Here is a 6,773-nt window from a genome sequence, read left to right as displayed (position 1 = left end):
CGGCATGCTGACGCTGGCGCGGCACAGGGGCGCCGGGCCGGAGTATCACCTGCCCGATCACCCGGTGCAGGTCGCCTGCCGCGCGGCCTTCGAGGCGGTCACCGGCGCGCCCTCGCCCGGCTACGGCATCGACGGCTGCGCGCTGCCCAACTTCGCCGGCCGCCTCGACGGGATCGCACAGGCGATGGCGTGGTTCGCGACGGCCCGCGCCCGCGACGACGCGGACAGCCTGGCAGCCGCCCGGCTGGTCGACGCGATGACGGCGCATCCGGCGCTCGTCGCGGGCGAGGGCCGGGCCTGCACCGATCTCATGCGCGCGGGCGGCGGCCGCGTCGCGGTCAAGACCGGGGCGGAGGGTGTCTTTACCGCGATCCTGCCCGACGAGGGCCTCGGCATCGCGCTCAAGATCGCCGACGGCGCAACCCGCGCAGCGGAGGCCGCGATCACGGCGCTTCTCGTGCGGCTGGGCGCGCTGTCGGCGAAAGACCCGGCGGTCGCGGCCCGCCTCGAGGCGCCGATTCGCAACCGGCGCGGCGACACGGTGGGGCACGTCCGGCCGGCGCCGGAGCTCTTCGCCTGAGCGTCACGGAACGGCAAACGCCTCCCGCGCGTAGCCCTGCAGGTAGAGAAGCGCGGTCAGGTCGCCGTGGTTGACGCGGATGCGCGCCTCGCGCTGCACCGCCGGCTTGGCGTGCAGCGCAACGCCGAGGCCCGCGCGCGCCAGCATGGCGAGGTCGTTCGCCCCGTCGCCCACCGCGATGGCGTCCTGCGGCGCGATGCCGAGCCGCGCCGCCGCCCGCTCCAGCGCCGCCACCTTGGCGTCGCGCCCGAGGATCGGCGGGCGCACCGCGCCGGTCAGCCGCCCGGCCTCCGCCTCCAGCACGTTGGCCTGCGCCTCGTCGAAGCCGAGCGCGGCGGCGACGGGCTCCGCGAAGGCGGTAAAGCCCCCCGAGACGAGCAGCGTGTGCGCGCCCGCCGCCCGCATCGTCGCGGCGAGCGTCGCGCCGCCCGGCATATGCGTGATGCGCTCGGCGAGCACCCGGTCGATCACCCCCTGTTCGAGCCCCGCGAGGAGCGCCACACGCTCGGTCAGCGCACCCTCGAAGTCGAGCTCGCCGTTCATCGCCCGCGCCGTGATCTCGCGGACATGCGCGCCCACGCCGGCGACCTCGGCCAGTTCGTCGATGCACTCCTGCCGGATGAGCGTGCTGTCCATGTCCGCCACGAGCAGCCGCTTGCGCCGCCCCGTCCCGGGCACGAGGGCGAGGTCGACCCCCTCCGCCTGCAGCGCGGACCATGCCGCGTCGAGCTCCGCAGGGGGCGCGGGCAGGTCGATCTCCGCCGCCTCGCCGGGCGCGAGCCAGCGGATCTCTCCCCCGCCCCAGTCCGCGCGCAGATGCTCCACGCGTGCAGCCTCAAGCGCCGGGCGGGCGGGATCGGTAAGCAGGACAGCGACGGGCATGCGGGCGACCCCTGTTCGAAATGCGACGTTTCGCGTCCGCTTAGCGGCATTTCGCCCCTTGTGAAAGCGGAAGCCTCCGCTTAAGAGCGTCCGCGGGACACCCCTCCCCAACGAGGGGCGGATATCTGGAAGGATACCATGACTGCACCTGTCAAACCGGCCGCGCGGCCGGCTAACCCGCGCTTTTCCTCGGGCCCCTGCGCCAAACCTCCCGTCTTCAGCCTCGACAGGCTCGCCGACGCGCCGCTCGGCCGGTCGCACCGGGCCGGCGTCGGCAAGGGCAAGCTCAAGGCCGCCATCGACGGCACGCGCGAGATCCTCGGCGTGCCCGCCGACTACCGCATCGGGATCGTGCCCGCCTCCGACACCGGCGCGGTCGAGATGGCGATGTGGTCGCTCCTCGGCGCGCGCAAGTGCGAGATGATCGCCTGGGAAAGCTTCGGCGCGGGCTGGGTCACCGACGCGGTCAAGCAGCTCAAGCTCGACGCCACGGTGCGCGAGGCCGACTACGGCGAGATCGTGGACCTTTCGCAGGTCGATTTCGACGCCGATGTGGTCTTCACCTGGAACGGCACGACGAGCGGCGTGCGCATGCCCGACGGCGCCGCGATCCCGGACGACCGCGGCGGCCTGACGATCTGCGACGCGACCTCCGCCGCCTTCGCGCAGGACCTGCCGTGGGAGAAGCTCGACGTCGTCACCTTCTCCTGGCAGAAGGTCATGGGCGGCGAGGCGGCGCACGGGATGCTGATCCTCTCCCCCCGCGCGGTCGAACGGCTGGAAAGCTACACGCCGCCCTGGCCGCTGCCGAAGATCTTCCGCATGACCAAGGGCGGCAAGCTCAACGAGGGCATCTTCGAGGGCGCGACGATCAACACGCCCTCGATGCTCTGCGTCGAGGACTATCTCCTCGCACTCGACTGGGCGCGCGAGATCGGCGGGCTCGACGCGCTCAAGGCGCGCGCCGACGCCAACGCGCAGGCGGTCTGGGACTTCTGCGAGGCGCGCGACTGGATCGAGAACCTCGCCAGGGACCCGGCGACGCGGTCGAACACCTCGGTCTGCCTGAAGTTCACCGACGACCGGATCGCCGACGGCGCCGCCTTCGCCAAGGCCGTGCAGAAGCGGCTCGAGGCCGAGGGCGCGGCGCTCGACGTGGGCGCCTACCGCGACGCGCCGCCGGGGCTCCGCATCTGGTGCGGCGCGACGGTGGAGCGGTCGGACATCGAGGCGCTGCTGCCCTGGATCGACTGGGCCTATCACGCCGAACTGGAGGCGCAGGCCGCCGCCGCGTGAGCGGCGCGCGGCGCGGGCGCGTGACGGGCGCGCGGGGTGTTGCGGTGCGTGCCGGGCACGCACCCTGCGCGGCCGCCCCCGATCCGTGTGCCGCGCCGGCCCCATCCGTAGGGTGCGTGCTCCGCACGCACCTTCCCCGACATACGCCGGGACGCGGCCCCGCGTCCCTCCCCGAACATCCCCCGAGGGGCGCGTCCCTGCGCGGTCCCCGGACATCCGAACAAGGACAACCCAAATGGCTCCCAAGGTTCTCGTTTCCGACAAGCTTTCAGAGACCGCCGTGCAGATCTTCCGCGACCGCGGGATCGACGTCGACTTCATGCCCGAGGTCGGCAAGGACAAGGACAAGCTGCAGGAGATCATCGGCCAGTATGACGGCCTCGCCATCCGCTCGGCGACCAAGGTGACCGCGAAGCTTCTCGAAGCCGCGGACAACCTGAAGGTCGTGGGCCGCGCCGGCATCGGCGTCGACAACGTCGACCGCGACGCGGCCTCCAAGAAGGGCGTGATCGTGATGAACACGCCCTTCGGCAACTCGATCACCACCGCCGAGCACGCCATCGCGATGATGTTCGCCGTCGCTCGCCAGATCCCGGAGGCGAGCGTCTCCACCCAGGCCGGCAAATGGGAGAAGTCGCGCTTCATGGGCGTGGAACTCACCGGCAAGACGCTCGGCGTGATCGGCGCGGGCAACATCGGCTCGATCGTCTGCGACCGCGCCCGCGGCCTGCGGATGAAGGTCGTCGCCTACGACCCCTTCCTGAGCCAGGAGCGCGCCGACAGGATGGGCGTCGAGAAGGTCGAGCTCGACGAGCTGCTCGGCCGGGCGGATTTCATCACGCTGCACGTGCCGCTCACCGACCAGACGAAGAACATCCTGTCGCGCGAGAACCTCGAGAAGACGAAGACGGGCGTGCGCATCATCAACTGCGCCCGCGGCGGGCTCGTGGACGAGCAGGCGCTCGCCGAGCTGATCGAGGCGGGCCACGTCGGCAGCGCCGGCATCGACGTCTTCGCCGAGGAGCCGGCGACCGAGAACCCGCTCTTCGGTCTGCCGAACGTCGTCTGCACCCCGCACCTCGGCGCGGCGACCTCGGAGGCGCAGGAGAACGTGGCGCTGCAGGTGGCCGAACAGATGTCGGACTACCTGCTGACCGGGGCCGTGCAGAACGCGCTCAACATGCCCTCCGTCACCGCGGAGGAGGCGAAGGTCATGGGGCCCTGGATCGACCTCGCCGGCCACCTCGGCGCCTTCATCGGGCAGATGACCGACGAACCGATGAAGGCGATCAACATCCTCTACGACGGCGCCGCGGCCGAGATGAACCTCGAGGCGCTGAACTGCGCGGTGATCGCCGGCATCCTGAAGCGGTCCAACCCGGACGTGAACATGGTCTCGGCCCCGGTCGTCGCGCAGGAGCGCGGCATCAAGACATCGACCACAAGGCAGGCGAAGTCCGGCGCCTTCGAGGGCTACATCAAGGTGACCGTCGTCACCGCGACACGCGAGCGCTCGATCGCCGGCACCGTCTTCTCGGACGGCAAGCCGCGCTTCATCCAGATCAAGGGCATCAACATCGACGCGGAGGTGGGGCGGCACATGCTCTACACCACGAACGAGGACCGGCCCGGGATCATCGGCACGCTTGGCCACACCCTCGGCGAGAACGGGGTCAACATCGCCAACTTCACCCTCGGCCGGAAAGAGGCGCAGGGCGAGGCGATCGCGCTTCTCTACGTGGACGACTCGGTGCCGGGCGACGCGGTCAAGGCGCTGCACGACACCGGGCTCTTCGGGCAGGTGAAGCCGCTCGCCTTCGACGTGGCCTGACGCCGGCCCTCATCGGCCCGGAGCCGGGCCTCTTCGGGCGCCCCGCGCCGCGAGGAGGCCCGCCGCTCTCCCGGGCGACGCGCGGCGCTTGACCGGCGCCACCAATCTATCAGGGTGACCGCATGGACTCCCACGCCCCCCTCTACGCCGTCGGCGACATCCACGGTCAGCTCTCCGAGCTCGAGCGCGCGCTCGCCCGGATCGAGGCGGACGGCGGGCCGGAGGCTCGAATCGTCTTCCTCGGCGATCTGGTGGACCGCGGCCCCGACAGCCACGGCGTGCTCGACCGGCTGATCGCCGGGATCGAGGCCGGCCGCCCCTGGACCGTGGTCAAGGGAAACCACGACGAGATGTTCGAGCGCTTCCTCACGCTCAACACGCTCGACCATCACCGCATCGTCTCGGGTGTTAACTGGTTCGCAGAGCGCCTCGGCGGGCGGGCCACGCTGCGCTCCTACGGCATCGACCCGGACGCGCATCCGACGGCGGAGGCGCTGCTCTTCGCCGCGCGGGAGGCGGTGCCGGCGGGGCACCTGCATTTCCTTCAGACGCTGCCGCGCTGGCATCAGGTGGACGCACTTCTCTTCGTGCACGCCGGTATCCGGCCCGGCGTCCCGTGGCCCGAGCAGGACCCGGAGGACTTCCTCTGGATCCGCCAGCCCTTCCTCGACCACACCGATCCTTTCCCGTGGCTCGTGGTGCACGGGCACACGCCGGGCAAGCGGCCGGTCCGTTACACCAACCGCATCAACCTCGACGGCGGCGCGGGCTACGGCCGGCCGCTCATCCCGGCCGTCTTCGAGGGCGGCGAGGTCTGGCTGCTGGAAGAGCGCGGGCGCGCGGCGTTCTAGACGCCCTACCAATAGGCGGGGTCGTCCAGCGCCGGCGCGCAGCGCGCCGGCCCCGCGAGCGGTGCGAGCGGCCCGCCCGCCAGGGCTTGCGCCAGCCATCCCTCCGGCTGGCCGAGCGGCTGGGGCGGCGGAACCTGATCGACCGTCACCGGCACGAAGCCGACCCGGCCGTAAAAACCCGGGTCGCCATAGGTCACGGCGACGTCGGCAGCTTCCACGCGCAATGCACCGAGCGCATGGGCGATCAGCCGCTGCCCGAGGCCCCTGCCCTGCACTTCGGGCGCCACAGCGACGGGCGCCAAGAGGAAGACCCTGCGCGCATCCTCCCGAAAGGTGAGCCGCGTGAATATGATGCAGCCCCCCAGCGCCGCGTCCTGCCGGGCGAGGAACACGCGCAGATCTCCCTCTGGCGTCGTCGCCAGCAGGTCGCGCGCCAGGCGGCCCACGACCTCGCCTTCCTCGGCGCCCTCCGATACGGAAAACGTCCGGCAAAACAGCTCGGCGATCTCGACCTCGCGCCCGCACCACTCGGATGTGAACTCCACCGAAGGCGGGCGCCCGCTCAAACGCCGGCCTTGATGATCGCCTCGGCGAGGATCGGCACCGTCGCCTCGTTCAGCCCGGCGATGTTCATCCGGCTGTCGCCCACCATGTAGACCCCGTGATCCTCGCGCAGGCGCTGCACCTGCTCGGGCGTCGCGCCGAGGCGCGAGAACATGCCGCGGTGCTCCGCGAGGAAGGCGAAGCGATCCGAGCCCGCGCGCGCCCGAAGCTCCGCCGCGAGCATCTCGCGGAGGTGCAGCATCCCGGTGCGCATCCCCTCGAGCTCCGCCTCCCAGTCGGCGCGAAGCTCCGGGTCGGTCAGCACCATGGTCACCGCCCGCGCCCCGTGATCGGGCGGGAAGGAATAGTTCTGCCGGTTGAGATAGGCGAGGTTGTCCTGGGCGGCGGCAACCCGGTCGGTATCCTGCGCCACCGCCATCAGGGCGCCGGTGCGCTCGCGGTAGACGCCGAAGTTCTTGGAACAGCTCACCGCGATCAGCGTCTCGGGCAGCGAGGACGCGATCAGCCGCGTCGGCGCCGCATCCGCCGCGAGCCCGTCGCCGAAGCCCTGATAGGCGAGGTCGATCATCGGCGTCGCGCCGGTCGTGCGCAGCACCGAGACGATGTCGCGCCAGGCCGCGGCGCCCGGGTTCGCGCCGGTCGGGTTGTGACAGCACCCGTGCAGGAGCACGATGTCGCCCGGCCGCGCCCGCTCCAGGTCGGCGAGCATGCCAGCCGTGTCCACAGTGCAGGTCGCGTCGTCGAAATAGCGGTAGGGCACCGCCTCGAT

The 6,773-nt window shown here is 71.5% G+C and carries 7 protein-coding genes; 4 read left to right on the top strand and 3 right to left on the bottom strand.

Annotation, left to right across the window (positions count from 1 at the left end):
• Positions 1 to 580, top strand: a 580-nt coding sequence (locus ACESL7_RS11250) for an asparaginase (protein ID WP_372893415.1), incomplete at its 5' end; no start/stop codon positions are given.
• Positions 581 to 583: 3 nt separating this feature from the next.
• On the opposite strand, the gene serB is transcribed toward ACESL7_RS11250, so the two are convergent.
• Complete coding sequence (gene serB / locus ACESL7_RS11245; protein WP_372893414.1) at positions 584 to 1,462, bottom strand: phosphoserine phosphatase SerB; 879 nt, start codon at positions 1,460 to 1,462, stop codon at positions 584 to 586.
• Positions 1,463 to 1,600: 138 nt separating this feature from the next.
• Here serB and ACESL7_RS11240 point away from each other — a divergent pair, with 138 nt between their 5' ends.
• The 3 genes from ACESL7_RS11240 to ACESL7_RS11230 all read left to right on the top strand — a co-directional run bounded on the left by ACESL7_RS11240 (position 1,601) and on the right by ACESL7_RS11230 (position 5,440).
• A complete protein-coding gene (locus ACESL7_RS11240; protein WP_372893413.1) occupies positions 1,601 to 2,758 on the top strand; it encodes a phosphoserine transaminase in 1,158 nt (385 codons plus the stop codon).
• A 235-nt stretch (positions 2,759 to 2,993) separates the two neighbouring features.
• Positions 2,994 to 4,589, top strand: a complete 1,596-nt coding sequence (gene serA, locus ACESL7_RS11235) for a phosphoglycerate dehydrogenase (RefSeq protein WP_372893412.1) — start codon at positions 2,994 to 2,996, stop codon at positions 4,587 to 4,589.
• A gap of 122 nt (positions 4,590 to 4,711) precedes the next feature.
• On the top strand, positions 4,712 to 5,440 hold the full coding sequence (locus tag ACESL7_RS11230) for a metallophosphoesterase family protein (RefSeq protein WP_372893411.1): 729 nt from the start codon (positions 4,712 to 4,714) through the stop codon (positions 5,438 to 5,440).
• Positions 5,441 to 5,445: 5 nt separating this feature from the next.
• Here ACESL7_RS11230 and ACESL7_RS11225 read toward each other — a convergent pair whose 3' ends face one another.
• Both ACESL7_RS11225 and ACESL7_RS11220 read right to left on the bottom strand, forming a co-directional pair.
• A complete protein-coding gene (locus ACESL7_RS11225; protein WP_372893410.1) occupies positions 5,446 to 6,006 on the bottom strand; it encodes a GNAT family N-acetyltransferase in 561 nt (186 codons plus the stop codon).
• Positions 6,003 to 6,773 (bottom strand): aminotransferase class I/II-fold pyridoxal phosphate-dependent enzyme (locus ACESL7_RS11220; RefSeq protein WP_372893409.1); only part of this gene is annotated, 771 nt, incomplete at its 5' end. The genes ACESL7_RS11220 and ACESL7_RS11225, both read right to left, overlap by 4 nt.

The sequence above is a fragment of the Rhodosalinus sp. genome, assembly GCF_041685465.1.
GTDB lineage: Bacteria > Pseudomonadota > Alphaproteobacteria > Rhodobacterales > Rhodobacteraceae > Rhodosalinus.
Note: the sequence above shows the minus strand (reverse complement) of the source record. Positions and strands in the feature narration are given on the sequence as shown.

What these genes read in the sequence shown, in the direction of transcription:
- serB (WP_372893414.1), bottom strand. Translation starts at nt 1,462, where the DNA reads ATGCCCGTCGCTGTCCTGCTTACCGATCCCGCCCGCCCGGCGCTTGAG.
- ACESL7_RS11240 (WP_372893413.1), top strand. Translation starts at nt 1,601, where the DNA reads ATGACTGCACCTGTCAAACCGGCCGCGCGGCCGGCTAACCCGCGCTTT.
- serA (WP_372893412.1), top strand. Translation starts at nt 2,994, where the DNA reads ATGGCTCCCAAGGTTCTCGTTTCCGACAAGCTTTCAGAGACCGCCGTG.
- ACESL7_RS11230 (WP_372893411.1), top strand. Translation starts at nt 4,712, where the DNA reads ATGGACTCCCACGCCCCCCTCTACGCCGTCGGCGACATCCACGGTCAG.